Source organism: Hyphomonas jannaschiana VP2 (assembly GCF_000685215.1).
Classification (GTDB): domain Bacteria; phylum Pseudomonadota; class Alphaproteobacteria; order Caulobacterales; family Hyphomonadaceae; genus Hyphomonas; species Hyphomonas jannaschiana.
The window spans coordinates 535783-560619 of record NZ_ARYJ01000001.1 but is presented as its reverse complement, the minus strand read 5'-3'; the positions used below and the strand labels follow the sequence as shown (position 1 = coordinate 560619).

The window sequence follows — 24837 nt, the reverse complement described above, 5'->3', positions numbered from 1 at the left end:
GGAAAAGGGCGCGGGCCGTCAGGCTTCGGCGAAAGGCACAATACGCGTTGCCAGGAAAGTTGCCAGGACCGGGACCAGCAGGCCAAGGGCCACCATCCAGGTCGGATGAGTGACCGACAGGAGGACGGCGATGGTCAGTAGCAGCACAGCGCCTGCCACGACGAGGGCCGAGCGCCGGGCGCCGTTCGAGATACGCAAGGCGGCCCAGACGCCGACAAGCGCACCCAGGAACCAGGAGAGGACCACCATGGCTTTGGCACCTACCGGTGCCGCTGCCACCGCGTCGCGCAGCTGTTGCGGTGAGGGATTTGCCGGGAGTTCAGGTTCCGGGAACAGGTAATGGCCCACCGTCTGAACGAGGGCGACCACCAGCATGGCCAGTACGATACCTACGACAGCGCCGACCAGTTTGCGCGTCATATTCAGCCTCCCAGCTAAAGTGGATGACTAGATGCCACGGCTGAGGCTAGCCCGCAAATGCCTTTTCTATAACAAATTCAGCGGGTGAGGCGTTGGAACCCTCGGTCAGGCCGGCCTTGATCATGAGGGCTTTGGTGTCCTGGATCATTTCCATCGACCCACAGATCATGCCCCGGTCAGTTGCCGGGTCAAGCGGGGTAACTCCCAGATCTTCAAAGAGTTTTCCGGATTCTATGAGATCGGTGATGCGGCCCTGATGGTCGTGCGGCTCGCGCGTACAGGACGTGTAGAGGCGCAGCTTCCCTTCGACCATTTCCCCTACGAGAGGGTCGTTAACCAAATCGGCGACCAGATTGCGCGAATAAGTCAGTTCTGCCACTTCCCGGCATGTATGTGTGACGATGACCTCGTCATAACGTTCATAGGTTTCGGGGTCGCGCACCAGGCTGGCGAAGGGGGCAAAGCCCGTTCCGGTCGAGAACATGTAGAGGCGTTTGCCCGGCAGGAGGGCGTCCAGTACCAGCGTGCCGGTCGGCTTCTTGCCCAGCAGGACCTTGTCTCCCGGCTGGATGTGGCAGAGGCGCGAAGTGAGCGGGCCATCCGGCACCTTGATGGAGTAAAACTCCAGCTCCTCGTCCCAGGCGGGGGAGGCGACCGAATAGGCGCGCAGCAGCGGCCGGCCGTCTTCCTTGGGCAGGCCGATCATCACGAACTCGCCGGAGCGGAACCGGAAGCTGCGCGGGCGGGTAATGCGGAAGCGGAACAGGCGATCGGTATAGTGTTCGACCGCCAGGACGGTTTCTTCCGTCGGCGCATTCGGATTGACTCGAGCAGCCCCAGTTGCAGCTCCGGTCGCATCAACGGACATGGCAGACCCCTTATCAGTAACACTCAGCGGCAAATGACTATCGCACGGCCAGATTGCAATGTGGCAGAAGAACGCTTCAGATTTCCTCAAGAGTCGACCTGGTCCGGAGAATATCCGGCAGCATGAAAAAACCCGCCGGAGTGCCCGGCGGGTTCTTTATTCCGGGATGCTGGCCGGGTCAGACAGACGGTTCTGCCGTCTCCCGGCAGACGACGGCGCGGATGTCCTCTTCGCTGTGGGCTGCGCGCAGGCTGTCGCGGACCGCACTCTGGCGGAACACGCGCGACACCTGCGCCAGCGCGCGAAGATGATCTGCGCCGGCGGTTTTCGGTGCCAGCAACATGAAGATCAGGTCGCACGGACGCTCATCAATAGCTTCGAAGTCGACACCTTCGTCGAGGCGCAGCAGGCCGCCAACCGGCTTTTCAAGCCCTTCGATCCGCGCGTGCGGAATGGCAACGCCTTCGCCGACACCGGTCGACCCGAGGCGTTCGCGTTCCATCACAGCGTCCTCGATCTGGCGTGCATTGAGGCCCTTTGCCTCTGCAAGGGCTTCTGCCAGAGCGTGTATCGCCTGTTTGCGGCTCGTCGCGTCGAACGACGGCAGGATAACCCCGCCTTCAAGCAGGGAACTCAGATCGGTCGCCATGTAACTCGCTTCCGTTGGGCGCCTCAGTTTCTGGAGGCGTCTGCTGGATCCACCCAACCAATGTGCCCGTCCGGTCGGCGGTACACCATATTCAGGCGCCCATGGCCAGCATTTCTGAACATGAGTGCCGGAACTTCCTGCAGTTCCAGCTGCATGACTGCCTCAGAAACGCTCATCGTGCGGATATGGACAGCCGTTTCAGCCACGGTCAGCGGGGTGTCGCCAGAGGCTTCGGGGAGCTCTTCGTCGGTGTCTGTATCGTATCCATTTACCTGAATAACGGATTCTGCAGCCGGTTCGATGGGCATGGTGGTATTGCCTGCATGGTGGTCCTTCAGGCGGCGCTTGTAGCGGCGCACGCGCTTTTCCATCTTGTCCAGGCTGTCTTCCAGGGCGGCATAGGGATCGCCTGCCTTGCCGGTCGATTGCAGGATAATTCCCGACGGCAGGTGGACGTTACAGTCTACTTCCACGAACGGCCCCTGCTGGGACACGAACACGCGGGCGTCGCCGGTTCGATTGAAATACTTACTGACCGCTGCTTCCAGTCCCGTTTCGATCCGGCCCCGAAGAGCATCACCGAGGTCCATATGCTTGCCAGTAATCTGTATCTGCACGAGCGGTCTCCTTCTTTTTGGATGGCCATTATGACCCAGAATATCGCACGACGCGACTCCTACTGAAGAGATGGGCGAGACTGGGGCCGGCAAAAAGAGGGTGCGGCGTTACATTCCCTCCATTCGCGTCTGAGGTTTGTGAGAGGCGCCGTTTTCCCTGTTTGACAGGTGCGGCGGGACATTTCACCTTTAATCGATGACTCATTCGTAGCGGGCTAAACAATTCGAACAAAGTGTGAGCATTCATGAACAGGTCCACCGCCCAGCGGATTGATGACACGTCCCTTCCTCCCCTTGACGGAGAGGGGATGACGAACCCGTTGGCATATGGTGCGGTCGGCATTGCGCACATCGATTCCGACGGCACGATCCTGCGGTGCAATCTCCGTTTCGCTGAAATGCTGGGCTACAAGCCGGAAGAACTCGCTGGCAGGCACACCGATGCTGTCACCGATGCCGACGATGTCGAACTTCAGATCATGCTGTTCCGGGAGATGCTCGCCGGGAAGCGGCGCTCCTTCCAGATGAACAAGCGCTATATCCACAAGGATGGCAGCATCGTCTGGGCGATCCTCACTGTGGGCTGTGCGCGCGACGCGCAAGGCAAGGTCGAGCATTTCGTCGCGATTATCAGCGACATCACGGAAAAGCATAATACGTCCCAGGCGCTCGCCGAAAGTGAAGCACGTTTCCGGGCCACATTTGAGAATGCGGCCGTCGGGATGGCGATTGTCGGCACGGACGGGTCCTGGTTGCAGGTGAACCAGAAGGCCTGCGACATCACCGGATATAAAGCCGATGAGCTGATGCAGCTGACCTTCCAGGACATTACCCATCCGGACGATCTGCATATCGACTTGTCCCTTCTGGAAGAGACGATCGCGGGCAAGCGCGACTCGTATTCCATGGAGAAGCGCTACTTCCGGAAGGACGGGACGCTTGTCTGGGTCAAACTGACGGTTGGGTGCGCTCGCTCGAAGAGCGGGGATGTCGACTATTTTATCTCGGTGATCGAAGACATCACGCAGGAAAAACAGAAGGATGATGCCCTTCACCGGAGCGAGGAACGTTTCCGTGCAATATTCGAGAACGCAGCCGTCGGCATGGCGCAAGTTGCGCCAGACGGAAGATGGCTGCGTGCAAACCGGAAGGTTTGCGAGATCCTCGGCTATTCCGAAGAGGAATTGAAGGATTGTGATTTCCAGTCCCTGACGCATCCGGAGGATCTTCAGGAGGGGCTCGACCTCATGGAGGAAATGCTCTCTGGCGAGCGCAATTCGATGCATATCGAGAAGCGCTATACCCACAAGGATGGCAGTGTCGTTTGGGCAAGCCTGTCCGTGTCCTGTGCCCACAATCAAAAGGGTGAAGTCGAGTACATGATTTCGGTGATCGACGACATCACCGAGAAAAAGCAGATGCGGCAGGAGCTGGACGCCAGCAATACGCGGTTCCAGGCAATCCAGAAAACAACCCCGGATGGCTTCATGGTGTTCCGCAGTGCACGGAATTCCTCAGGCGAGATCGAGGATTTTATCTGCGAGTACGGAAACCCGGCCTCTGGCAGAATGCTGATGATCGATCCGGCCGAGATGACCGGCCACGGGATGCTGCAGAGGAACCCCCGCAACCGGGACATCGGGCTTTTCGATGCGTATTGCCGTGTAGTCGAAACGGGTGAGACAATTCAGGGCGAACTCGAATTCCCGCTTTCCAATGGAACATTTGGATGGTTCCGCTATTCGGCGGTGCGAGTGGATGATGGATTTGCCGTCTCTTTCACCGACATCAGCGATTCGAAGCGCGCCGAGCTTGAGCTGAGGCGCAGCGAGGAACGGTTCCGGGCCGCTCAGCAGACCACGCCCGATGGCTTCCTGATGTTCCGTACTGTGTTTGACGAGCAGGGCGGCATTGCGGATTTCGTCTGCGAATATGCAAACCCGGCGGCCGAACGGATTGCCGGCAGGCCCGCCAGTGTGATGGTGGGACAGACGCTGCGGAAGGACACGAAAATCGACCTGCAGCATCCTCTCTTTGAGGCTTGTGTGTACCTGGTCGAAACGGGCGAGCCGCTTGAAACGGAAATTCCGTTACCTATCCCGGAAAAAAAGGGCTGGCTTCGTATCGCTGCGGTGAGGATCGAGGCGGGGTTTGCGGTGACATTCTCGGACATCACTGAACGCAAGCGGTCCGAATTGCGGTTGAAAGAAAGCGAGGCCCGGCTTCGGGCCTTCCACCAGACCACACCGGACGGCTTCATTATCTTCAGGAGTGTACGCGGGGCCGACAAGAAGATAACCGATTTTCGTATCGTCTATGCCAACCCGGCCGCTCAGCGTTTGTCCCGCCTGGATCCTGATACCATGCTCTCAACCACTTTGCTCCGGCAAGCGCCCCTGCTGCCGGATCTGGGGGTGTTCGACAAGCTCATCGATGCTGCAGAAAATGGCGCGCCCTGGCAGGGGGAGTTCTTCTATCCGGCGCGCTCCGGTAGGGGAATCTGGTACAAGGCCACGGCTGCGAAGGTCGATGACGGGCTTGCCGTATACTATTCAGATATTTCCAGGGAGAAGCAGGCCAAAGCGAAACTGCGCGAGCAGGAAGAGCACGCACGCGCCATTCTGAACAATCTGATTTCGTTCGTGACCCTGATGACGCCGGATGGCATTATTGTGGATGTGAATGAGTCTGCGTTGGCGACGGCAAAGCTTGAGGCGTCAGATGTCGTGGGGAAGCATTTCTGGGAGACGTATTGGTGGTCCCATGATGCCGATGCCCGAGATGAGCTGCGCCTCTGTGTTCTGCGAGCGGCGCAGGGGGAGCGCGTTCGTCATGATACAACAGTCCGGACCTCCGGAGACGGACGGATCGCTGTGGCAAATCTGCTGGCACCCGTTCTGGATGAGAGTGGAACGGTGACCCATGTTGTGGCGTCCGGCTTCGATATTTCCGACCGCAAGAAGGCCGAGCAGCACCGTGAAATGCTGGTCAACGAACTCAGCCACCGGGTAAAGAACTCGCTGGCAACGGTTCAGACCATCGCGTCGCACACATTGCGGGAGGCTTCCGACCTTGAGTCCTTCCGGGAAACCTTTGTCGGACGTCTCATGGCGATTTCGAAATGCCATGACTTGCTGATCGATACGACCCGCAGCAATGCCGACATTTCCCAATTGGTGCGCGACCAGGTGCTGCCTTACGCGCCTGGCGGCCTGGACGGGCAGGTGTCGATGTCCGGACCCCAACTCGTACTGGGCCCGGAAGCGGCCCATACGTTCGGGCTCATCCTGCATGAGCTGGCGACCAATGCTGCCAAATACGGCGCTCTGTCGACCGAAAACGGCCAGCTTGAAGTGACCTGGAAGCGCGGGAGCGACTTGGAGCAGAACGAGGCCATCTTCACCTGGGTCGAGACGGGTGGCCCACCGGTGACGCCGCCAACGCGCCGCGGGTTTGGCAGCGTGCTGATTGAGCAAAGCCTGGCCCATACGCTGGATGGAAAGGTTCAGATTGAGTACAGGCCGGAAGGCCTCTGGGCGCAGTTCAGGTTCCGGAAGAAAGGTGTCAGATGACTTCGGAAAAAAGCCCCATTCTGCTGGTTGAGGATGAGTTCCTCATCGCAATCGACGTTCAGATGAGATTACAGGAGGCTGGGTATCCGGTACTCAATCCGGTCGGGAGTGTCGAGGAAGCCCTGGCGATTCTGGACGAGCGGCCGGTTGGTGCGGCCATTCTGGACATGAACCTACGGGGCACCACGTCCACACCGATCGCAGAACGTCTTCAGGCGGATGGAACCCCATTTGTTTTCCTGTCCGGGAATGACACTTATCATCAGGACGAAAAGTTTGCGAACCATCCCGTCCTGACCAAGCCAATCGACTACGCAAACCTTATCGGCCAGATGAAGGCCTTCTGCGGATACTGATCTCACATGGCAGGGCGCGGACCGCCGTTGAGGGGCGCGCCGTCTTCTTCGTCTTTCGGCTTTCCGGGCTTCTTTCCGTAATCGTGCTTTTTCAAAAGGCCGCGGAATTGATGATAGGTCAGACCAAGCGCATCGGCTGCCTGGCCCTGATGCCCCTTGGCCCAGCTGAGCGCTTCATCGATCAGGCGCATCTCGAATGCCGCCACCTGGGCTTGGAAATCGGCCGTCACAGACGGATCGATACGTCCGGGTTCCGCTTCGAATGAAACAGGCGGCGCTGGACGGGCAGGGGCGGGCTTGCCGGGCGATGATTGCGGCCGCCAGGGCGACTCGAACGGATCGAGGGCTGCCGGGTCAAACACAACCGGCTCTCCGGGTGTCATGACCATGGAGCGGTGTGCCAGCCGCTGGGCGAAATTGCGCAGCTCCCGCACATTGCCCGGCCAGTCATGCGCTTCGATCGCTGCAATGGCGGACGGGGCGAAGCCGGGAAAGTCTTCCCCCATCTCAATGGCCATGCGTCGGGCAAAATGATCGGCCAGCAGAGTGGCGTCCCCCCGCCGGGCGCGCAGTGGCGGAAGGGTGATCACGTCAAAGGCGAGCCGGTCGAGCAGGTCTGAGCGGAACTCGCCTGCCTCCGCCATGGCAGGCAGGTCTGCATTGGTCGCGGCGACGATGCGCACATTGGTGGTCAGCACGCGTGACCCGCCGAGGCGCTGGAACTCTCCATATTCGACCACCCGGAGCAGTTTCTCCTGCACCTGCTGGGACGCGGTGGCGATCTCGTCGAGGAAGATCGTGCCGCCGTCTGCCAGTTCGAACCGGCCTTTGCGCTGCTCGGTCGCGCCGGTGAAGGCGCCGCGTTCATGCCCGAAAAGCTCGCTGTCGAGCAGTGTTTCCGACAAGGCGGCGCAATTCACCTTCACGAACGGGCCTTCCCAGCGCTTTGACAGGAAGTGCAGGCGTTCGCCGATCAATTCCTTGCCAGTGCCGCGCTCCCCGATCACCAAAATCGGCCGTTCCAGCGTGGCGACGCGGGAAACATGCTCCTGAGCGCTGAGCCAGGCAGGGGATTCCCCGATGAGCTGTGTGGTTTGACCAATCATTTGGTCAAAATAGTCAAAAACAAATGTAAAATCGACTAAAAAAATATTGGAAAAAACGAAAAAATATTTCGCGGATGATGCTGAGAAACTTTTTTATCAAGCAAAATCAACAACTTACAAAATTAATTTTGGTCTGGCACGGTCCTTGAAATGAGAGAAGAGCTCAGAGCGACGGGCGTTGCTCGAAACCAGAAGGACGAAACAGAAAATGGAAGACCGTTACACCCGCTCAGAAGCCCGATCGGACACAGGCCGTTTTGGCCGGTGGCTGTCGACCCGTTCCGCAGAGACCTGGATGTTCTTTGCCGCGGGCGTCTTCCTCGGCGGTTTCTTCTTCTAATCCTCCCCTGACACGAAAGGACACCACAATGGGTCTGTTCTCCCGCCTCGGTGACATCATCAACTCGAACATCAATGCGATGCTCGACAATGCCGAGAACCCCGAAAAAATCGCACGCCTGATCATTCAGGAAATGGAAGACACGCTGGTCGAGGTTCGTACCGCGGCTGCCCGTGCCATGGCCGACAAGAAAGAGATGGAACGCGACATCGCCCACTTCACCTCTGTGCGTGACGACTGGGCCAACAAGGCCGAACTCGCCATCGACAAGGGCCGTGAAGACCTGGCCCGCGGCGCCCTGATCGCCAAGCAGAAGGCCGAAGCCGAAATCGACCGCCGCAAGAATGCCATGGCCGCGGCTGAAGAGGCCTTCGAGAAGCGCCAGGACGATCTGTCCAAGCTGCAGGCGAAGCTCGACGAGGCCAAGGCAAAGCATCGTGCCCTGATGATGCGCCGCGAAGCCGCCGAACAGCGGATCCGCATGCGCAGCCAGGTCTATGACGGCCGCGTCGACGAAGCGCTTGCCCGCTACGGCAATATCGAGCGCAAGGTCGACGAGATGGAAGCCTATGCCGACCAGATCCGCGGCGCCGAGCCGACCCTCGAAGCCCAGTTCGCTGCCCTCGAGCAGGACGAAAGCATCGAGAAGGAACTCGCTGCCCTGAAGGCAAAACGTTCCAAGTCGTCGTCCAAGAAGTCGGAGGGCTGATCACATGCTGTTTTCGCTCGCCTGCCTTGCCGGCTTTCTGACCGTGGTTTGCACGCCTGGACTGGTCGCGCTGGAACTTGAAGACCGCCGCGCCAAGAAGAATGAGGCCGCCTGATGCCTGAGGAATTTATGGCCATTGCCATCGTTGGCATCATCTTCATCGGGTTTCCCGGTATCATCTTCCACTACATCACCCAGTGGCGGAAGCAGAAGACCCTGATGCCGGACGATGAGCGGATGATGGAAGACCTCTGGCGTTCGGCCAAGGCCATGGAACGCCGTATCGAAACGCTCGAGCGTCTGCTCGAAGCCGGGGAGGCGGAGGAACAACGCCCTCCGCCCCGCCGCTCCCGCCCCACTTTTGACGACTGAGGAATAAATAAATGTCCCGCCACTCCCGCCCATACCGCGATGCCGTTCACGGCGAAGACCGGATTTATGGTTCCCCCAATCCCAAGCGTTTCTACCGCTCCCGCGAAGACAAGGTCATCGCCGGTGTCTGCGGTGGCCTCGCCGAGCGCTTTGGCTGGGAGCCGGTCCTGGTCCGTGTCCTGGCCGTGCTTGCCTTCTTCTTCGTGATGGGGCCGCTCGCCCTGATCGCATACGTCACAATCTGGATGATCACGCCGCGCCGCCCTTTTGGCCTGGCGTCGGTCTCCCCGGATGAAGACGCATTCTGGCGCAACGTTTCAGACCGGCCGCGCGTCACCTTCGGCAATCTCAAATACACCTTCATGGACCTCGACGAGCGTCTGCGGAGCATCGAGCGCAAGGTCACATCAGACGAGTGGCGCCTGCGCAAGGAATTCCGCGATCTCGAACAAGGCAATAACTGATCCGCACACAAAACAAACCAGCGGCAATATCAACTGACAGACTCCGGTAAAGGAACGGAACAATGAGCAAGGGGACCTATCTGACCAGCAACTGGCTGATTTTCGCAATCACGCTGGTTACCGTGGCGGCCATGGTCGGGTTTTCAATGATGCAAGGCCACATGGCCTTCGAAATGGCGGGGCTGGAACTGTCTTTCACCCCGCATGAGGATGGCGGCCTGCGCCTGGCGGTGATCCGCACCGCCGATGCGCTAGGCGCGACCGCGCTTTAAGGCTCTCAGCAGCAGCCGCGCCGGGGCAACTGCCTCCAGCGCGGACCGGCTGGCCGGGGCAGGCGCGCCGCAGAGGCGGGCGGCGAGAATGGACCCGGCCCAGGGGCCCCAGGTAAAGCCCCGGGCGCCAAAGCCAGACGAAATGAAAACACGATCCAGCAAAGGGGCGTCCGCATCTGCGGGGCGCCCTTTTCGCATCCCGGCAAAGGCGTCGAGGAAGGCGTTATGGTCCGGCACCGCGCCGATCAGGGGCAGGCGGTCAGTCGTGGTTGCCCGCAGGCTGGCCCGGGAGGCGAGGTTTTCGCCCCGTGCGTCACGGACCCAGTAGGGGGAGAGCGTTTCCACACCCCTCAGATTTTCCGCGCGGGCTGCCTCCGAAGTGAAGGGCGCCGCATCCGGCGCAACCTTCTCGAAGGTCGCGCCCCAGAGGCGGTTCCTGCCAAGGGCCAGCGCATAGGTTCCGCTCGCCATGGCGAAAGGCGGTGCATCGGCGGGGCCTTCGGTGAAATCCACCTGACCCATGCGCGCTTCCAGTTCCAGCCAGGGCAGCATGCTGCCCGCCGCCATGCCATTGGCGAGAATGATGGCGTCGAACTCAGCGCCATTCACGGTCCGCGCTGCCAGATCCACCTCCGGCGCGGCGCCATAATGCTGTTTTACACCCGCAAGCAGGGAAGGGATCAGCTTCGCCGGCTCCACGATCAGGGCGCGCTTGTGCAGCAGGCCGCCGCCAGCGAGGGCTTCCAGATCCTCCAGCGGCAGGGGCGGGTCTGCCAGCAGCTTTTCGAACCGGGCCGTTTCCGCGTCGTCCTTCGGAACCTGCCGGACGTCCGTTTCCGTCACCCCCGGCCGCCCCCGATAGGCGTGCCGAGCAGCAAGATAGGCATCGACCAGCAAGCGGGCCTGCGCGGTGTCCCCGGCATCGAGGCGCGGCATGACGAGGCCCATCGGATTGCCGCTGCCGCCGCTGGCGGGGCCGTCTGCCGGGTCGAAAATGACCGGTTCTGCGCCGAGCTGCTGCAGCGCATGGGCTGCGCTTGCCCCGGCAATGCCTGCACCGAGAATGGCAACACGGTTTGCGCGGGGGAGGGGGCGGTTCAAACCGAAAATATCCGGTTCCGGGGCGGGCGGCGTGGCCAGGCGCGCCTCCAGACGCTCCCGCTTCCTGCCATGACCAGGCGCTTTGGCGACGGAGAACCCGGCGTCGGCCAGTCCGCGCCGCACGGCGCCCGCGACGGTGAAGGTTGCCGCTGGCGCACCCGGTACGCTGCGTTCACTTACCCATTTGAACAGGTCCGGCGCCCACATGGCTTCATTCTTCGCGGGGCTGAACCCGTCGAGAAACCAGGCATCGGCATGGTAAACGCTGTCCGGAAAAGACTCTGCAATATCAGCGAGGTGAAGGGTAAGTGTCACCCCGTCTTCCGGCCAGATGAAATGGCGGACGCCGCGTACCGGGCCGGGCCAGACTGCAATGAGGCGCTCGGACAGGTCTGCCAGCTCCGGCCAGGCGGAGAGGGCGCGTTCCGCGTCGTCTTTAGCGAGGGGAAAGCCCTCATAGCTGACAAAATGTAGGTAAGCGGTGGGCGAAGGCCGCGTCTGGCGCCACAGATCCCAGGCCGCGAGGAAATTCAGCCCCGTTCCGAACCCGGTTTCGCCGATGGTGAAGGTTTCCCGCCCACACCACGCCTCCGGCAGGCCGCACCCCGCCAGAAAAACGGCCCGGGTTTCGCCGAGACCATCGCCGGCAGTGAAATAGACGTCGCCCGCCGCCCGGGCGACGGGCGTGCCGTCGTCTTTCCAGTCGATTTCAGGTTGGGTCAGCAGGCGGGTCATGGGCAGGTGGCCTAGCCTCGCGCGCGCGTATTGAACAGAGGGCGAGATCACGCATCCGGCAAACTATTTCAGAAAGTTCGGACCTTTCCTCGCAGTCGCACGTTGATTGAGTGACCGCACAAAAGCGGCACAGAAAAGGAGACGCATTATGGACAAGGAACATGTGAAAAGCGCCACCAAGAAGGCCGAGGGTACGCTGAAGGAAGCCACCGGCAAGGCCGTCGGCGACAAGAGCCTGGAAATGAAGGGCAAAATGGACAAGGCCGAAGGCGAAGTCCGCGAGAAAGTCGGCGATGCGAAGGATGCTGTGAAAAAGGTTTCCTAAGCCAATCCGCTTTCAAGCAAGCCGTCCGGTAACTCCGGGCGGCTTTCGCTTGCACGGAAGGTTTTCGCCGCCCAGATAGGGGAGACGCAGCAGGAGCGAGCCATGGAGACTTTCGAGATCCGCCAGGAAGATGGCGAGACCGGCGGGCGGTATGTGACCGTCGTCGACGGCCATGAAGCCGAGATGACCTATTCGAAAGCCGGCACTTCCCGCATCATTATTGATCACACCGGCGTGCCGAAAGCGCTTGGCGGGCGTGGGGTTGGCGTGGCACTGGTGCAGCGCGCCGTCGAAGACGCCCGCGCGGCAGGCCTGAAGATCATCCCCCTCTGCCCCTTTGCGAAGGCGCAGATTGAGAAACACAAGGAATGGCAGGACGTTCTGGCATGAGCGAGATTACCCACGACCCGAACCGGATGCGCTATTCGTATTTCGAGAATGGCATCGAAGCCTATCTCACCTATGAGCGCCCGCGCGACGGACAGGTCCATATCACGCACACGATCGTGCCGGGCCCACTGGGCGGGCGCGGCCTTGGCAAGCGCCTTGTTGAAACCGTGATGGCGGATGTCATCGCCAGCGGCGAGATGGTCTCGTCCAGCTGCTGGTTCGCCAGCGCCCTGATCGAGAAAACGCCCGAATGGTCGGCCGTTCAGGCATGACGGCCCCGTTCTGGAAACAGAAAACGCTCGAACAGATGACGCGGGACGAGTGGGAGTCGCTTTGCGACGGCTGCGCCAAATGCTGCCTGCTGAAGCTGGAAGATGAAGACACCGGCGAGATTGCCTACACAAAGCTGCACTGCCGCCTGCTCGACGGGCAGGCCTGTGCCTGCATGGACTACGAAAACCGCAAGAAGATTGTCGAGGATTGCGTGATCCTGACGCCGCAAAACGTGGCCGAAATCAAATGGATGCCGCGCACCTGTGCCTACCGCCTCGTGCTGGAAGGCAAGGACCTGCCGGACTGGCACTATCTCGTCTGCGGAGACCGCAACCGTGTCCACACAACCGGCAATTCCATCCGGGGGCGGACCGTGTCCGAAGACACCGTCTTCGACGAAGACCCGGAAGACTGGATCGTCGACTGGGAAGGCAACGAGCCCTGAGACGCGGCTGACAACTTCTCCTTAAGCCGGGTCTGAGAGACTGGCGGGATGGAAACGCTGCCTGCCTTTGTCGAATACCTTTCCCATGAGCGCCGCATGGCCGCCAAGACGGTGGAGGCCTACCGCTCTGATCTGGCGGAATTTTTTAACTTCCTGCGCCATCATATGGGCGAGGAGCCGACGCCGAAGCTGCTGGGAGAGCTGAAGGCGCGCGACATCCGCGCCCATATTGCCCAGCGCCGGCGGGATGGCCTATCTGACGCTTCGGTCGCGCGGCTGCTCTCGTCCATCAAGGCGCTGTATCGCTGGCTGAACCGGGCCTTTGACATCGAGAATGCGGAGGTGGCGTACCTGCAGGGGCCGAAGCGCCCGAAACGCCTGCCGCGGCCGGTTTCCGCCGAAGCGGCGAAGGACATGATCGATGAAGCGGCCGACGATCCGGATGTTGCGCCCTGGATCAATGCCCGCGATGCGGCCGTGCTGTCGCTCCTCTATGGGGCAGGCCTTCGTATCTCCGAAGCGCTGAGCCTGACCGGCGCGGATGTCCCCGCACCTGAACGCCTGCGCATCACGGGTAAGGGTGGAAAGGTGCGGATCGTGCCGCTGATCCCGGCTGTGCGCGACGCCATCAATTTCTATGCGGAACAATGCCCCTATGCACTGACCCGCACGCAACCCCTGTTCCGGGGCGCAAAGGGCGGGGCGTTGAACCCGCGCCTGATCCAGGGACTTGTCCAGCGCCTGCGCGGCCTGCTCGGGCTGCCGGACACGGCAACGCCGCACGCCTTGCGCCATGCCTTTGCGACGCATCTTCTGGCGGCCGGGGCAGACCTTCGCGCCATCCAGACGCTGCTCGGCCACGCCTCGCTCTCCACCACGCAGGTCTATACCGGTGTCGATGCGAGCCGTCTGCGGGAAGTGCACGCCGCCGCCCATCCGCGCGCCTGAAGGTTGTAAACTCCGTATTGCCGGCATCTGCTGCCCTTGATCCTGCCGCAATTGCGCGCGATGTTAGGGGCAAGCAGACAAGGGAGACGCGCCGTGAGCGCAGGAAGTGAACAGAATCGCCGTATACGGAATGCGCTGATTGGCATTCTGACCATTGCGACATTCATCGGCTGCGGCCTGGCGGCGAATGCGCAGGAGCGGGATTCTTTCATCGATTATGACGGCTTCCTCGGTGTCTCTGAAGAAGTGGCTGCCTATCGCCAGCAGCATCTTGTTCCCCTGATCGAGTTCAACGAGATGAAGGCCGAGCCCGGCACGATCATTCTCGATTCCCGCAGCGCCGAAGCCTTTGCGATGGGCCATATCGAAGGCGCGATCAATGTGAACTTCTCCGACTTCACCGAAGAGAAGCTCGCGGCCGCGATCCCGTCAAAGGACACGCGCATCCTGATCTATTGCAATAACAATTTCGAAGACGATGTGGCGCCAGTGATGCTGAAAAGCGCGCCGCTGGCCCTCAACGTGCCGACCTTCATCAATCTCTATGGTTATGGCTACAAGAACGTCTTTGAGCTGAAGGGCATGCATTCGCTGGAGGATCCGGAGATCCACTGGGTCAGCGACCTGCAGGCGCCCTGATCCACCTGCTAACGGGGAAGCCCTGACACCACGCGGTGATATTCCTCGATCGTTTCCTCGAAGATCTGCGCGATGGGCTTCACCTCCTTGATGCGGCCGGCGACCTGACCGGTCAGGGCGATGCCGGCTTCAAGGTTTCCGCCGAAATAGACGTCCTGCGTGCCGGCAAACTCTCCGAAGATATTCTCTACGCCTTCCTTCTGGATGCGGTCCGTCCGTTCCGTGCGCAAGGCGCGCAGGGCAGGGCCGGGGCCTGAGCGGTTGAGGAACACAGTGTCGGTGGAATCCGCGCCGACAATCGCGTCCTTCCAGTTCTGGTGCACCGGGCTCTCTGCGGAGGAGAGAATGCGCGTGCCCATCAGCACCCCTTCGGCACCAAGGCAGAAGGCCGCCGCCATGGTTCGCCCATCCATGATGCCGCCAGCAGCGACCACCGGCACGTCCACCGCTTCGCAGACTTGCGGGATCAGCACCATGGAGGCCACATCCTTCGGGTTCTTGAATCCGCCGCCTTCGCCCCCCTCCACGATCAGGCCGTCGACGCCCGCCTCAATCGCGCGCATCGCGCCCTGCAGCGACGGCACGACGTGGAAGACGGTGAGGCCTGCTTCTTTCAGCATGCCGGTATACTTCATCGGGTCCCCGGCGGATGTGGTGACGAATTTGATCCCCTGGTCGATCACGAACTGGATAATGTCCGGATCGCGCACGAAAGCCTGTGCCACGTTCACGCCGAACGGCTTGTCCGTCAGCGTTTTCATCTTCTTGATCTCTTCCCGCACGGCATCCAGTTCGCCGGAAGAGGTTTCGATGATGCCCATGCCTCCGGCATTCGAGACGGCAGACGACAATTGCGACCGGGCAATCCAGCCCATGGCGGCCTGGATGATCGGCTTTTCGATACCGAGCATGTCGGTGATGCGGGTCGGGACGGGCTTGGCGCTCATGATTGTTTCCTCCTGAGGGGCAGAGAAGGCGGGATCGGCCCGGCCTGCAAGCCCTTGCCTTGCGTCAGTCTGCCGGGGCGGTCAGGAAATCATTCAGATCCGGCACACGGCCAAAGGCAATTTTTGCCCCGGCATAGCCACCGGGCGGCTCCTTGCGCGGGCCGAGTGAGACGACGCAGGCGCCGTTGCGGGCATTCAGCGCATCCATTGCATCCGTCACCCGTTCCCAGCGGGCGCGTTCCGTTGCGCAGCTTGCCTGTTCGAACAGGTCGCCGCTGGTTTCACCCGGCCGGCTGATCTGGTGCAGGAAGACTGAAACTTTCGATAGGTGCCGTGAGCCCAGTGCTTCCATCCCGGCATCGAACAGGACGGAGGTATGCTGCAGGAAAGTGTGATCGTCCCGGGCCGGGGAGAAGCTGGCATCGCCGCTCCACCGTCGGCCGTCCTGTGCGCCGATGGACACATGAATGGCGCGAGCGAGATAATTCTCGCGGCGCAGACGCCGGGCCGCCTTCGCCGTCAGCAGGCGCAGGCAGCCGCGAGCCTTGTCCGGTTGCCGCCATTCTCCGGAGAGAACCCGTCCGTGTCCGAACATGCGTCGCTCCGTTTCCGGCCGGGAGACGGCATAGCCGTGCAGCTGTGCCCACATCCGCTCGCCTTCCACACTATTCCAGATGGCGCGGGCCTGTTTGGGGGACAGGTTCCACAACTGCTCCACCGTGAACACTCCGGCCTTGCCAAGGCGCGTATGCATCCGGCCGGATATGCCGGGCAGGTCCTGCAGATCCAGATCGAATAGCGGGCCGGGCAGGTCTTCCGGGCGCAGCACGACCAGGCCTTCCGGCTTGTTCATTTCTGCGGCGACCTTGGCCAGGAACTGGTTCGGCGCAAGCCCGATGGAGGCCGTCATCCACGGTCCGATGGCCTCTTTCAGGCCGCAGCGGATGCTCTGCGCGATGTTCTCGCCCCGCCGCCGTTCAGAGCCGATCAGCGCGCACTCCATCTCGTCCACAGACCACACCTTGCGCACCGGCACATGCCGGTCCAGCTCCGCCAGGATCCTGTGATGCAGTTTCACATACTCATCGTGGCGGGCGACCGGCAGGGCGATGCCGGGACACAGTGCCCGGGCTTCCCGCACCGATGTGCCGCGCCGGATACCGTAGGCCTTCGCCTCGTAACAGCGGGCGATCAGGCCTGAATATTCGGACTCCAGCGGGATCACCCCCACCGGCCGGCCGCGCAGTTCCGGCCGCAATTGCTTTTCGGCATTTGCGAAGAAGGCATCGAAGTCGATATACAGAGACTCGATTTCAGTCGGCAGGCGCATCGGACGGACCCGGAAAACGAACGTGAACATAAAGAGAACATTTTGTGCGCCGGAGTCAAGCGGCCGGTTCATTTGGAAGCGAGGCTCCCCATGATTCTGCGCGAACCGAAATCCGGCGAACTTGCCGCGCTCTCCGGCCTCTGCCTGCGCTCCAAGGCCCATTGGGGCTATTCCGGCGACATGCTGAAGGCCTTTGAGGCGGAACTCACCCTGACGCCGGAAGATCTGGCCGAAGACGCCGTCATGCTGGCCGAAGACAAGCGCGGCATTGCGGGGGTCGTGCAGCTCTCGAAACAGGGCGAGGATGCGGTGCTGGAGAAGCTGTTCGTGGATCCGGACCGGCTGGGGGAGGGGACGGGCAAGCTGCTCTATGTCTGGGCCTGCCGCGTCGCGCGGGAAAATGGCGCGAAGAACCTGGTGATCGATTCAGACCCGGACGCCGCCGCTTTCTATGAGGGCCTCGGTGCCGTCCGCAGCGGCACCGCCGAATCCGGCTCCATCCCGGGCCGGACCCTGCCGCATCTCGTGCACCCGCTCGGTTAGAGCGTCTTAAGGTGCAAAGCCTGAAGCATGTGTCCTCAGGTGCGCATCGAAGCGTTCGAAATCATCCTCGATCTGCGGGGCCTTGCTGACATCGTGCGCGGCAAAGGTCGGCAATGGCGTCAAGGCGAAGAAGGCGAAATTGATATGCACCGGGGCCAGCAGCTCCTCCAGGCTGCGGCCTGCGAACAATGTCTGGGCCGGGTCCTCGAACGCCTCTCTCGGCGCGTTCAGCGTCACCGACAACATGTAGCGTTTGCCTTCAAGTTTGCCGCCGGATCCGTACTGCCGCGTCGGGTCCTTCCGGCTGCGTCCGTCGCCGCGGGCGAGGCGGCCATCCATGCCGGCCGTATAGACTTCATCCAGGTAGCGTTTCAGCGACCAGGGCAGGCCCATCGAGTTCAGCGGGAACTGCAGGAAGATCAGATCTGCCCAGAGCTGGTTTTCGACTTCCCGCTCCAGATCCCACGGCTCTGCGGTGCGGACCTGCCGGACGGTGGCGCCGCCCGTCTCGAAATGCGCCTGCGCGCGGTCGCAAAAGGCCTGGTTCAGCCTGCCCGGTGAGGTCGGGAAAGGCTGGTGGCCGTTGATCAGCAGGATGGAGGTCACGGGCCGCAGATAGATCATGTCTCCACTGGCAACGCAATGCAGGCCTTGTCCCGCGCTGCATCCGGCGCTACATGCGCATCATCGTGGTGATTTGGCCGGCCGGCTTGCAGCCACGTAAAACAAGTCGCTAAAAGGGCCGCGCGCAGGAAGTATAGACCCGTTCCGCGCCCCCTTTTTTCCTTGTTTTCAAGTCCTAAGCTGGCCGATCCAAGCGAGAGTAAACCCTGTGCCGATCAAGATTCCTGATGCCCTGCCTGCCCGTGAGACCCTCCTCAAAGAAGGCGTGGCGGTGATGCGTGCGTCAGAGGCGGCGCGGCAGGACATCCGCCCGCTGCAGATCGGCCTCCTGAACCTGATGCCGAACAAGATCCGCACGGAGACGCAGATCGCGCGCCTGCTCGGGGCATCGCCGCTGCAGGTGGAATTGTCGCTGATCCGCATCGGCAATCACACGCCGAAGAATACCTCTGCAGATCATCTGATCAGCTTCTATGAAACCTGGGAGGAAGTGGCAGACCGCAAGTTCGACGGCTTCATCGTCACCGGCGCGCCGGTCGAGCAGCTGGATTTCGAAGACGTTACCTATTGGGATGAGCTGACGCAGATCTTCAACTGGACACGGACGAATGTGCATTCGAACCTGTTCATCTGCTGGGGCGCGATGGCGGCGGCCTGGTACTTCCACAAGCTGCCGAAATACCAGCTGGCGAAGAAGGCTTTCGGCGTCTACCGCCAGCGTAATCTTGCGCCGGCCTCGCCTTACCTCAACGGCTTTTCGGACGACTTCCTGATCCCGGTCTCCCGCTGGACGGAAGTGCATGCCGAAGATGTGCTCGCCCGGCCGGAACTGGACCTGCTGGTCGATTGCCCGGCCACCGGGCCGAGCCTTCTGGAACATGCGCCGAGCCGCAGCGTCTTCATGTTCAACCATGTGGAATATGACTCGTTCTCCCTGAAGGAAGAATACGAGCGCGATGTGGCCGCCGGAAGCGACATCGACATTCCGCACAATTACTTCCCGGACGACGACCCGACCCGCAAGCCGCTGAACCGCTGGCGCAGCCACGCGCACCTCCTGTTTGGCAATTGGGTAAACCAGGTCTATCAGTCCACGCCGTATGATCTCGCCGAGATCGGGAAGGGATGAGGCATGAACGATGCGTGATTGGCTCAACTGGACGAGGATTGTTGCCTTCCTGGCTGTGGGAGGTGCCGTTTGGTCGAATTTCAACGGTCATGATACTTTATGGTTGGCTTGCGCTGTTGTTGTCGCTTTGCTGGTGCCACTCAATCTCGGTGTGCTTGCTTACAGGCACTGGCAGAAGGGACAGCGACAAATGATGTCCGCTGGGAAGCAAGACGTCGAGGGCGTGCAGGACTGAGTCATGACCGCGGCCCTCGTCCCTGAGCTCTATGTCAGCGACCTCGCGCGCAGCCTCGATTTTTATTGCGGCGCCCTCGGCTTCTCCATCGTCTACCAGCGCCCTGAGGAACGCTTCGCCTATATCGAACGGAACGGGGCTGAGTTTATGCTGGAGGAACCGGTCGGGCGCACCTGGCTCGCCGGGCCGCTGGAGGCGCCTTATGGCCGGGGCGTCAATTTCCAGATCGCGGTGGAGGATGCCGCTGCCCTATGCGAGGCGGCCCTCGCCGCTGGAGCGCCCCTGATCCAGGGTCTCGAAGAGAAGACCTATCTGCGCGACGACGAACCCATCCGCGTGCGCCAATGCGTGGTGCAGGACCCGGACGGCTATCTTCTCCGCTTCTCGGAATTGCTGTGACATCGTAGAACAGCGCGATGATTCCCGCCGAAGCGCCTTCTCCGGAACTCTCCTACGCGTCCTATTTCGAGGATCCGGTGAAGCGCCATCTGGTGCGGATGGTGGAGCGTTTCTCCGGACAGCCGCGGCTGAAGAAACTTTACCAGCATTACCGCGAACACCTCGCCAATGACGTGCCCTTCTTCGAGGCGGCAATCCGCCTCCTGAATCTGGATGTCCAGTTCTCGGCGTCCCGCCTCGCGGAGATCCCGAAAGAGGGCCCGCTGGTCGTTGTGGCGAACCATCCCTTCGGCGTGCTGGACGGGCTGGTCATCTGCTGGCTGGTCAGCCTCCGCCGGCCGGATTTCCGGGTGCTGACCAACTCCGCTCTCGACGGAATTCCCGAGGCGCGGGACTATCTGCTCCGTGTCGACTTTTCCGGCACGCGCGAAGCCATGGCCGCTAACGTCGCCATGCGCAAGGCGGCGCTGGACCACATCAAGAATGGCGGCTGCGTCATTGTCTTCCCCTCGGGCGGCGTCTCGACCACGCCGCGTCCGTTTGACCGCACGGCGGTGGACGATGAGTGGAAGCCCTTCACGGCGAAACTCATCACCCATGGCAATGCGTCCGTGACGCCGGTCTTTTTCGACGGACAGAATTCGCGCCTGTTCCAGATGGCGAGCCACCTGTCATTGGAGCTGCGCCTCGCGCTCGTCTTCCGCGAGGTGCGCCGCCGCATGGGGCAGTCGCTGCGGGTGGAGATCGGGCAGACGCTGTCGCCGGATGATCTGGCTGCCGCAGGCAAGCGCCGCGGCTTGATGGAGTTTCTGCGGGAGCGGACCTATGAACTCGCCGGCCCTGCCCAGCATGCCCGCCTCGCCCGGGCCGGCGTGCGCTTCCAGCAGAAGAAACCGAAAGTCTACCGTTGATCCTGCGCGCGACATTCCGGAAGATCGCTTGAGAGAAAAAGAACAATAGGGGAGGCGCATGCGCCAGAAGACAGACACGCCGGATCCTGTGGCGTCAGCAAAAGCCCTGCTGCCGGAACTCGCAGAGCGCGCAAACGAAATGGATGAGGTGCGCCGTCTGCCGGCAGACCTGGCGCGCAAGATGGCGGAGGCAGGCGTCTTCCGCCTTGTCACGCCGCGCCGTTTCGGCGGACTGGAGGCGAGCCCGCGCACTTTTGTCGAAACCGTCGAGACGCTCTCAACCGCGAATGCGAGCGCTGGCTGGTGCTGCATGATCGCCAACACGTCTGCGCTTAATGCCGCTTACATGGCGCCGGAGGAGGCCGAGGCCATCTTCGATGATCCGCATGTCATCACCGGCGGCGTCTTCGCGCCGATGGGCCGCGCCGTGGTGGCGGAAGACGGCTACCGCGTCACCGGGCGCTGGCAATGGGGCTCGGGCTCGGCGAACAGCGCCTGGCTCGGGGGTGGCTGCACCGTCTGGGAGAATGGCGAGATGCGGCGCCTGCCAAACGGCGCGCCGGAGACGCTGATGGCCGTTTTCCCGGCGGCCGAGGCCACGCTGCACGACACCTGGCATGTCATGGGCCTGAAAGGCACAGGCTCCGGCGACATCGAAGTGAAGGACATCTTCGTGCCGGAAGGGCGCTGCGTGCGCCTCGCGGAAGGCAATCCGCGAGAGACCGGTCCGCTCTACAAATTCCCGCCCTTTGGCTTCCTCTCGCTGGGTGTCTGTGCCGCGGCGCTCGGCAATGCGCGGGGCAGCCTCGACACATTCCACGCGCTGGCCGCCGCCAAGAAGAACCAGGGCTCTGCCAAGACGCTGGCCGAACGCCAGACCGTGCAAGCGGCCTATGCGCAGGCCGAAGCCAGCTGGCGCGCGGCCCGGGCGCTGCTCTTCGCCGAAATCGACCGGGTGTGGGAAATTGCGCAGACTTCTGACGAAATCCCGATGGAGGCCCGCGCGGACCTCCGCCTTGCCTGCACCCATGTCACCCGCACCGGTGCTGACATCTGCCGCACCCTCTATGAGCTTGGCGGCGGCGCGGCCCTGTTCGAAACCTCTCCGCTCCAGCGCCAGTTCCGGGATGCGCAGGCCATGACCCAGCACATCATCACCGCCCCCGCCACCTGGGAACTGACCGGCCGCATCCTCTTCGGCCTGCCGACAGACGGAGGCATGGTTTGAGCGGCCTGAAAGTCCTCGTCGATGCCGATGCCTGTCCGGTGAAGGAGGAGGTGTATCGGGTGGCGCTGCGCCATGGCGTGCCGGTGGTGATTGTCGCGAATTCCTATCTGCGCATTCCGGAGCACCGGCTGATCTCCCGCCAGATCGTCACGGACGGGTTCGATGCGGCCGATGACTGGATCGCGAATGAGGCCAGCCCCGCCAGCCTCGTCATCACGGCGGATATTCTCCTCGCCCAGCGCGCGCTGGAGAAGGGCGCCCGCGTGCTCGGCCCCAATGGCAAACCGTTCACCGATGCCTCCATTGGCAATGCGGTCGCCGTGCGTGCGATCCATGCAGACCTCCGCGCGGGTCTCGGCGAAGGCGCCCCCAAAGGGGCGGCGCCCTTCACGAAGCAGGACCGTTCGAACTTCCTGAACGCCATGGAAGTCGCCATGGTCGCCCTGAAAAAGTCGCTTTAGCGCACGGCCGGTTCCAGCAGGCGGAAGGTTCCGGCGTCTGCGTCCATTTCGATCAGGCCGCCCTCCGGCACGGTGAACTGATCCGTCAGATGACCGATGAAGGCGCCGGAATAGGCCGGCACGCCCAGCGGCTTCAGATGATGGTCCAGAATTTCCGTCAGGGTGAAGCCGCCAATGCTGTTGCCCTGGCTGCAATCGGTGCAGTTGCCGACAATCACGCCCGCGACGCGCCCGAGGATGCCCGCCTGGCCGAGCTGCGTCAGCATCCGGTCGACGCGGTAGACGGCCTCGTCAATGTCCTCGAAGAACAGGATGGCGCCGTCAAATGCGGGCAGGTAGGGCGTGCCGACAAGAGCAGTCATCACGGTCAGATTGCCGCCCAGCAGGCGCCCGCGGGCTGTGCCCGGCGTGATCGTCTGGGTACGCCATTTGCGCTGCACCAACCGGTCTTCCGCCGCGACCGGGTTCACATAATCCGGCGTGGCGCCGTCGAACAGCAGCGGCTTGAATGTCTCCAGCGACTGCTTGCCCCAGGCGGAAATACCGACCGGGCCGTGGAAGGTGACCATGCCGGTCATCGCATGAATGGCGAGGTGCAGCGCGGTGATGTCGCTGTATCCGATCAAGGCTTTCGGGTTCTGCCCGATCAGGTCGAAATCGAGCCAGGGCAGGATGCGCGCCGTGCCCCAGCCGCCGCGCACGCTCATTATGGCGTTCGCATCGGGATCACCGAACATCTGGTTCACGCCCTCTGCGCGGGCTTTGTCGTCGCCCGCGAAATAGCCGTCGCGGTCCAGAATATTGTGCGCCCGCTTCGACTTCAGGCCGAGATTGCCGAGGGCCTCCTCGATCAGCTGGATGGCGAACGGCTCCCAGGTGGCAGAGGCCGGCTCGATCAGGCCGACTGTGTCGCCCGCCTTCAGCCGCGGCGGCAGGAGAACCGGGGTCTTTGTATTTGCCTGCGCTGCCGCCTTCATTGCCTGCGGCCCGAGCGCCAGCATTGCGCCTGCCACCCCCAAGATCTGTCTCCGGTTCATGTGTTCCGCGCTTCCCTTTGCATGCCGCCGCAATGTTGTGTACGGACGGCGGTTGTTTGATGGCACCAGCCTACAAGCATTTGAAAGGGGATTGCAGGGATCCGGCCTTCCGGCCCCATGAAATCAGGTCCGCTGCCTGCGTGTTTGTCGTCTCATGCGGCCAATCGAACGGAACCCGCGTCTAGAGGTTCATCTGACTCTGCGTGGTCAGGGCGACGAGTTTGCCGTCCTGGCGTTCGATCCTTGTCTGCCAGACCTGCAGGCGGCGCCCGATGCTGACGGGCGTCGCGGTTGCGGTGAGGACCGAGCCGGCGGGCGCCGCCGCGATCAGGTTCGTCTTGCTCTCCGGCGTGGTGGTCGTCTTCGCGCCCTCCGGCAGGTTCAGGAAGGCGCCGAGCGCCCCCGCACAGTCGGCCAGCGTCATCAGGAAGCCGCCATGGGCGATGCCTCCCGCGGTGCAGAGATCGTCGCGGACGGTTGCCCGCGCGACGACCTTGTCCTTTCCGGCCTCGACCACTTCAAAGCCGATGAGTTTGGCGAAGGGCATGGAAGCGGCGAGGGCGGTGAGCTGGTCAGCGGTCATTTCCGGCTCCTGTATATGGTGCATACATGGTCTATATATTGGATTGTACATGGTCCGGCGGGCGGACTTATCCAACAGGCTAGCCCACCGGTCAGGCAGGCCAAGACCTGCCCGCGGGGCAGCGTTCACACTTGCCCTTAACCGCTTTCATGCTAGAGCCCGTTCATGAACGGGATCACACTTCACAAGGGCGACCTGCCGGCCGACATGGATTTCGGCCCCGTCGTCGCCATCGACTGCGAGGCCATGGGCCTCAACCTCCATCGTGACCACCTGACGCTGGTGCAGCTGTCGTCCGGCGACGGCACGGCGCACCTGGTCCAGCTCGGCCGGGACTATGACTGCCCGAACCTGAAGGCGCTGCTGACCGATCCGAAGGTGATCAAGATCTTCCATTACGGCCGCTACGACATCGCCATGATGCTGCGCTGGATGGGAATCACCTGCGCGCCGGTCTGGTGTACCAAGATCGCCTCGAAGCTCGCCCGCACCTATACAGACCGCCACGGCCTGAAGGATGTCGCCCGCGAAGTGGCGGGGGTGGAACTGTCCAAGGCGCAGCAGAGCTCTGACTGGGGCACGGGCGAGCTGAGCGATGCGCAGATGCAGTATGCGGCCTCCGATGTGTTGCATCTGCACCAGATCAAGGCGGGCCTTGAGGCCATGCTGATCCGTGAAGGCCGGCTGGAAATGGCGCAGGCCTGCTTCGATTTCCTGCCCATGCGGGCCCGTCTGGACCTGGCCGGCTGGGACGATCAGGACATTTTCGCCCATAGCTGACCGGCTGCCATGCCTTCACCGCTTTTGTC

Annotated in this window: 32 protein-coding genes and 1 riboswitch; of the genes, 21 read left to right on the top strand and 11 right to left on the bottom strand. The window is 62.0% G+C overall.

Annotated features, from left to right (window positions below; translation table 11 throughout):
- Positions 1-18 precede the first annotated feature (18 nt).
- From HJA_RS02750 to hpf, 4 genes are all read right to left on the bottom strand, one after another.
- The gene (locus HJA_RS02750; RefSeq protein WP_035577767.1) at positions 19-420 is read right to left on the bottom strand and encodes a hypothetical protein; all 402 of its coding nucleotides are present in this window, start codon (positions 418-420) and stop codon (positions 19-21) included.
- A gap of 46 nt (positions 421-466) precedes the next feature.
- Complete coding sequence (locus tag HJA_RS02745) at positions 467-1288, bottom strand: ferredoxin--NADP reductase (protein WP_035577765.1); 822 nt, start codon at positions 1286-1288, stop codon at positions 467-469.
- 178 nt (positions 1289-1466) lie between these two features.
- Positions 1467-1937 (bottom strand): PTS sugar transporter subunit IIA, encoded by a 471-nt coding sequence (locus HJA_RS02740; protein ID WP_035577762.1) that lies wholly within the window; start codon positions 1935-1937, stop codon positions 1467-1469.
- 23 nt (positions 1938-1960) lie between these two features.
- The gene (hpf, locus tag HJA_RS02735) at positions 1961-2554 is read right to left on the bottom strand and encodes a ribosome hibernation-promoting factor, HPF/YfiA family (protein WP_035577760.1); all 594 of its coding nucleotides are present in this window, start codon (positions 2552-2554) and stop codon (positions 1961-1963) included.
- Positions 2555-2862: 308 nt separating this feature from the next.
- Between hpf and HJA_RS17760 the strand changes: the two genes are divergently transcribed.
- Together HJA_RS17760 and HJA_RS02725 are read left to right on the top strand one after the other, a co-directional pair.
- On the top strand, positions 2863-6126 hold the full coding sequence (locus tag HJA_RS17760) for a PAS domain S-box protein (protein WP_051597277.1): 3264 nt from the start codon (positions 2863-2865) through the stop codon (positions 6124-6126).
- Entirely contained in the window at positions 6123-6482 is a 360-nt protein-coding gene (locus HJA_RS02725; protein WP_035577759.1) for a response regulator, read from the top strand. The genes HJA_RS17760 and HJA_RS02725 overlap by 4 nt, the downstream gene beginning before the upstream one ends.
- Positions 6483-6484: 2 nt before the next feature.
- On the opposite strand, the gene pspF is transcribed toward HJA_RS02725, so the two are convergent.
- Positions 6485-7588: a phage shock protein operon transcriptional activator gene (pspF, locus tag HJA_RS02720; RefSeq protein ID WP_051597276.1), complete on the bottom strand. Its 1104-nt coding sequence runs from the start codon at positions 7586-7588 to the stop codon at positions 6485-6487.
- Between the two features lie 208 nt (positions 7589-7796).
- On the opposite strand from pspF, the gene HJA_RS18810 reads away from it, so the two are divergent.
- The 5 genes from HJA_RS18810 to HJA_RS02700 all read left to right on the top strand — a co-directional run bounded on the left by HJA_RS18810 (position 7797) and on the right by HJA_RS02700 (position 9745).
- Complete coding sequence (locus tag HJA_RS18810; protein ID WP_255342720.1) at positions 7797-7928, top strand: hypothetical protein; 132 nt, start codon at positions 7797-7799, stop codon at positions 7926-7928.
- A gap of 28 nt (positions 7929-7956) precedes the next feature.
- Positions 7957-8637: a phage shock protein PspA gene (gene pspA / locus HJA_RS02715; protein ID WP_035577755.1), complete on the top strand. Its 681-nt coding sequence runs from the start codon at positions 7957-7959 to the stop codon at positions 8635-8637.
- A 114-nt stretch (positions 8638-8751) separates the two neighbouring features.
- Complete coding sequence (gene pspB, locus HJA_RS02710) at positions 8752-9009, top strand: envelope stress response membrane protein PspB (RefSeq protein WP_035577752.1); 258 nt, start codon at positions 8752-8754, stop codon at positions 9007-9009.
- Positions 9010-9020: 11 nt separating this feature from the next.
- Positions 9021-9473 (top strand): envelope stress response membrane protein PspC, encoded by a 453-nt coding sequence (gene pspC / locus HJA_RS02705; protein ID WP_051597275.1) that lies wholly within the window; start codon positions 9021-9023, stop codon positions 9471-9473.
- 62 nt (positions 9474-9535) lie between these two features.
- Entirely contained in the window at positions 9536-9745 is a 210-nt protein-coding gene (locus HJA_RS02700) for a hypothetical protein (protein ID WP_035577750.1), read from the top strand.
- Here the strand turns inward: HJA_RS02700 and mnmC1 are convergent.
- Positions 9725-11581: an FAD-dependent 5-carboxymethylaminomethyl-2-thiouridine(34) oxidoreductase MnmC1 gene (gene mnmC1 / locus HJA_RS02695; protein WP_035577747.1), complete on the bottom strand. Its 1857-nt coding sequence runs from the start codon at positions 11579-11581 to the stop codon at positions 9725-9727. The two genes, HJA_RS02700 and mnmC1, sit on opposite strands and share 21 nt — an antisense overlap.
- 148 nt (positions 11582-11729) lie before the next feature.
- Here mnmC1 and HJA_RS18305 point away from each other — a divergent pair, with 148 nt between their 5' ends.
- The 6 genes from HJA_RS18305 (at position 11730) to HJA_RS02670 (ending at position 14601) form a co-directional block, all read left to right on the top strand.
- Entirely contained in the window at positions 11730-11906 is a 177-nt protein-coding gene (locus HJA_RS18305) for a CsbD family protein (protein WP_081814478.1), read from the top strand.
- 102 nt (positions 11907-12008) lie between these two features.
- Positions 12009-12296, top strand: a complete 288-nt coding sequence (locus HJA_RS02690) for a GNAT family N-acetyltransferase (protein WP_035577744.1) — start codon at positions 12009-12011, stop codon at positions 12294-12296.
- Entirely contained in the window at positions 12293-12568 is a 276-nt protein-coding gene (locus tag HJA_RS02685) for a GNAT family N-acetyltransferase (protein WP_035577742.1), read from the top strand. The genes HJA_RS02690 and HJA_RS02685 overlap by 4 nt, the downstream gene beginning before the upstream one ends.
- Positions 12547-13014, top strand: coding sequence for a YcgN family cysteine cluster protein (locus HJA_RS02680; protein ID WP_241764277.1), 468 nt, complete (start codon positions 12547-12549; stop codon positions 13012-13014). The genes HJA_RS02685 and HJA_RS02680 overlap by 22 nt, the downstream gene beginning before the upstream one ends.
- A gap of 48 nt (positions 13015-13062) precedes the next feature.
- A complete protein-coding gene (locus HJA_RS02675) occupies positions 13063-13962 on the top strand; it encodes a tyrosine recombinase XerC (protein ID WP_035577740.1) in 900 nt (299 codons plus the stop codon).
- A 93-nt stretch (positions 13963-14055) separates the two neighbouring features.
- Positions 14056-14601, top strand: a complete 546-nt coding sequence (locus HJA_RS02670; RefSeq protein ID WP_035577737.1) for a rhodanese-like domain-containing protein — start codon at positions 14056-14058, stop codon at positions 14599-14601.
- 8 nt (positions 14602-14609) lie between these two features.
- On the opposite strand, the gene HJA_RS02665 is transcribed toward HJA_RS02670, so the two are convergent.
- Positions 14610-15548 (bottom strand): NAD(P)H-dependent flavin oxidoreductase, encoded by a 939-nt coding sequence (locus HJA_RS02665; protein WP_035577735.1) that lies wholly within the window; start codon positions 15546-15548, stop codon positions 14610-14612.
- A 64-nt stretch (positions 15549-15612) separates the two neighbouring features.
- Entirely contained in the window at positions 15613-16950 is a 1338-nt protein-coding gene (locus tag HJA_RS02660; RefSeq protein WP_206741654.1) for a Y-family DNA polymerase, read from the bottom strand.
- A gap of 18 nt (positions 16951-16968) precedes the next feature.
- Here HJA_RS02660 and HJA_RS02655 point away from each other — a divergent pair, with 18 nt between their 5' ends.
- Positions 16969-17421: a GNAT family N-acetyltransferase gene (locus HJA_RS02655; RefSeq protein ID WP_035577733.1), complete on the top strand. Its 453-nt coding sequence runs from the start codon at positions 16969-16971 to the stop codon at positions 17419-17421.
- 6 nt (positions 17422-17427) lie between these two features.
- Here HJA_RS02655 and HJA_RS02650 read toward each other — a convergent pair whose 3' ends face one another.
- Positions 17428-18045 (bottom strand): NAD(P)H-dependent oxidoreductase, encoded by a 618-nt coding sequence (locus tag HJA_RS02650; RefSeq protein ID WP_035577731.1) that lies wholly within the window; start codon positions 18043-18045, stop codon positions 17428-17430.
- Between the two features lie 55 nt (positions 18046-18100).
- Positions 18101-18179: riboswitch (SAM riboswitch) on the top strand.
- Positions 18180-18253: 74 nt separating this feature from the next.
- Here HJA_RS02650 and HJA_RS02645 point away from each other — a divergent pair.
- From HJA_RS02645 to HJA_RS02620, 6 genes are read left to right on the top strand one after another with little or no spacing between them, the layout of a single operon-like run.
- Positions 18254-19174, top strand: coding sequence for a homoserine O-succinyltransferase (locus HJA_RS02645; protein ID WP_035577729.1), 921 nt, complete (start codon positions 18254-18256; stop codon positions 19172-19174).
- 10 nt (positions 19175-19184) lie between these two features.
- Entirely contained in the window at positions 19185-19409 is a 225-nt protein-coding gene (locus HJA_RS02640) for a hypothetical protein (protein WP_035577726.1), read from the top strand.
- 3 nt (positions 19410-19412) lie between these two features.
- Entirely contained in the window at positions 19413-19808 is a 396-nt protein-coding gene (locus HJA_RS02635; RefSeq protein WP_035577724.1) for a bleomycin resistance protein, read from the top strand.
- Positions 19809-19825: 17 nt separating this feature from the next.
- Positions 19826-20719, top strand: coding sequence for a lysophospholipid acyltransferase family protein (locus HJA_RS02630; protein WP_051597274.1), 894 nt, complete (start codon positions 19826-19828; stop codon positions 20717-20719).
- A gap of 58 nt (positions 20720-20777) precedes the next feature.
- Positions 20778-21947, top strand: a complete 1170-nt coding sequence (locus HJA_RS02625) for an acyl-CoA dehydrogenase family protein (RefSeq protein ID WP_035577721.1) — start codon at positions 20778-20780, stop codon at positions 21945-21947.
- A gap of 5 nt (positions 21948-21952) precedes the next feature.
- On the top strand, positions 21953-22408 hold the full coding sequence (locus tag HJA_RS02620) for a YaiI/YqxD family protein (RefSeq protein ID WP_035578047.1): 456 nt from the start codon (positions 21953-21955) through the stop codon (positions 22406-22408).
- Here the strand turns inward: HJA_RS02620 and HJA_RS02615 are convergent.
- Positions 22405-23445 carry a S66 peptidase family protein gene (locus HJA_RS02615; RefSeq protein WP_206741652.1) on the bottom strand — a complete coding sequence of 347 codons (1041 nt, stop codon included), beginning with the start codon at positions 23443-23445 and terminating at the stop codon, positions 22405-22407. The two genes, HJA_RS02620 and HJA_RS02615, sit on opposite strands and share 4 nt — an antisense overlap.
- A gap of 181 nt (positions 23446-23626) precedes the next feature.
- On the bottom strand, positions 23627-24028 hold the full coding sequence (locus HJA_RS02610) for a PaaI family thioesterase (protein WP_081814476.1): 402 nt from the start codon (positions 24026-24028) through the stop codon (positions 23627-23629).
- 165 nt (positions 24029-24193) lie between these two features.
- On the opposite strand from HJA_RS02610, the gene HJA_RS02605 reads away from it, so the two are divergent.
- The gene (locus tag HJA_RS02605; protein WP_035577717.1) at positions 24194-24808 is read left to right on the top strand and encodes a ribonuclease D; all 615 of its coding nucleotides are present in this window, start codon (positions 24194-24196) and stop codon (positions 24806-24808) included.
- The last annotated feature ends 29 nt before the right edge of the window (positions 24809-24837 follow it).

Excerpts from the sequence above, each read along its gene's own strand:
- HJA_RS02750 (WP_035577767.1), bottom strand. The coding sequence starts at position 420 with ATGACGCGCAAACTGGTCGGCGCTGTCGTAGGTATCGTACTGGCCATG.
- HJA_RS02745 (WP_035577765.1), bottom strand. The coding sequence starts at position 1,288 with ATGTCCGTTGATGCGACCGGAGCTGCAACTGGGGCTGCTCGAGTCAAT.
- HJA_RS02740 (WP_035577762.1), bottom strand. The coding sequence starts at position 1,937 with ATGGCGACCGATCTGAGTTCCCTGCTTGAAGGCGGGGTTATCCTGCCG.
- HJA_RS17760 (WP_051597277.1), top strand. The coding sequence starts at position 2,863 with ATGACGAACCCGTTGGCATATGGTGCGGTCGGCATTGCGCACATCGAT.
- HJA_RS02725 (WP_035577759.1), top strand. The coding sequence starts at position 6,123 with ATGACTTCGGAAAAAAGCCCCATTCTGCTGGTTGAGGATGAGTTCCTC.
- pspF (WP_051597276.1), bottom strand. The coding sequence starts at position 7,588 with ATGATTGGTCAAACCACACAGCTCATCGGGGAATCCCCTGCCTGGCTC.
- HJA_RS18810 (WP_255342720.1), top strand. The coding sequence starts at position 7,797 with ATGGAAGACCGTTACACCCGCTCAGAAGCCCGATCGGACACAGGCCGT.
- pspA (WP_035577755.1), top strand. The coding sequence starts at position 7,957 with ATGGGTCTGTTCTCCCGCCTCGGTGACATCATCAACTCGAACATCAAT.
- pspB (WP_035577752.1), top strand. The coding sequence starts at position 8,752 with ATGCCTGAGGAATTTATGGCCATTGCCATCGTTGGCATCATCTTCATC.
- pspC (WP_051597275.1), top strand. The coding sequence starts at position 9,021 with ATGTCCCGCCACTCCCGCCCATACCGCGATGCCGTTCACGGCGAAGAC.
- HJA_RS02700 (WP_035577750.1), top strand. The coding sequence starts at position 9,536 with ATGAGCAAGGGGACCTATCTGACCAGCAACTGGCTGATTTTCGCAATC.
- mnmC1 (WP_035577747.1), bottom strand. The coding sequence starts at position 11,581 with ATGACCCGCCTGCTGACCCAACCTGAAATCGACTGGAAAGACGACGGC.
- HJA_RS18305 (WP_081814478.1), top strand. The coding sequence starts at position 11,730 with ATGGACAAGGAACATGTGAAAAGCGCCACCAAGAAGGCCGAGGGTACG.
- HJA_RS02690 (WP_035577744.1), top strand. The coding sequence starts at position 12,009 with ATGGAGACTTTCGAGATCCGCCAGGAAGATGGCGAGACCGGCGGGCGG.
- HJA_RS02685 (WP_035577742.1), top strand. The coding sequence starts at position 12,293 with ATGAGCGAGATTACCCACGACCCGAACCGGATGCGCTATTCGTATTTC.
- HJA_RS02680 (WP_241764277.1), top strand. The coding sequence starts at position 12,547 with ATGGTCGGCCGTTCAGGCATGACGGCCCCGTTCTGGAAACAGAAAACG.
- HJA_RS02675 (WP_035577740.1), top strand. The coding sequence starts at position 13,063 with ATGGAAACGCTGCCTGCCTTTGTCGAATACCTTTCCCATGAGCGCCGC.
- HJA_RS02665 (WP_035577735.1), bottom strand. The coding sequence starts at position 15,548 with ATGAGCGCCAAGCCCGTCCCGACCCGCATCACCGACATGCTCGGTATC.
- HJA_RS02660 (WP_206741654.1), bottom strand. The coding sequence starts at position 16,950 with ATGAACCGGCCGCTTGACTCCGGCGCACAAAATGTTCTCTTTATGTTC.
- HJA_RS02655 (WP_035577733.1), top strand. The coding sequence starts at position 16,969 with ATGATTCTGCGCGAACCGAAATCCGGCGAACTTGCCGCGCTCTCCGGC.
- HJA_RS02650 (WP_035577731.1), bottom strand. The coding sequence starts at position 18,045 with ATGATCTATCTGCGGCCCGTGACCTCCATCCTGCTGATCAACGGCCAC.
- HJA_RS02640 (WP_035577726.1), top strand. The coding sequence starts at position 19,185 with ATGCGTGATTGGCTCAACTGGACGAGGATTGTTGCCTTCCTGGCTGTG.
- HJA_RS02635 (WP_035577724.1), top strand. The coding sequence starts at position 19,413 with ATGACCGCGGCCCTCGTCCCTGAGCTCTATGTCAGCGACCTCGCGCGC.
- HJA_RS02630 (WP_051597274.1), top strand. The coding sequence starts at position 19,826 with ATGATTCCCGCCGAAGCGCCTTCTCCGGAACTCTCCTACGCGTCCTAT.
- HJA_RS02625 (WP_035577721.1), top strand. The coding sequence starts at position 20,778 with ATGCGCCAGAAGACAGACACGCCGGATCCTGTGGCGTCAGCAAAAGCC.
- HJA_RS02615 (WP_206741652.1), bottom strand. The coding sequence starts at position 23,445 with ATGAACCGGAGACAGATCTTGGGGGTGGCAGGCGCAATGCTGGCGCTC.
- HJA_RS02610 (WP_081814476.1), bottom strand. The coding sequence starts at position 24,028 with ATGACCGCTGACCAGCTCACCGCCCTCGCCGCTTCCATGCCCTTCGCC.
- HJA_RS02605 (WP_035577717.1), top strand. The coding sequence starts at position 24,194 with ATGAACGGGATCACACTTCACAAGGGCGACCTGCCGGCCGACATGGAT.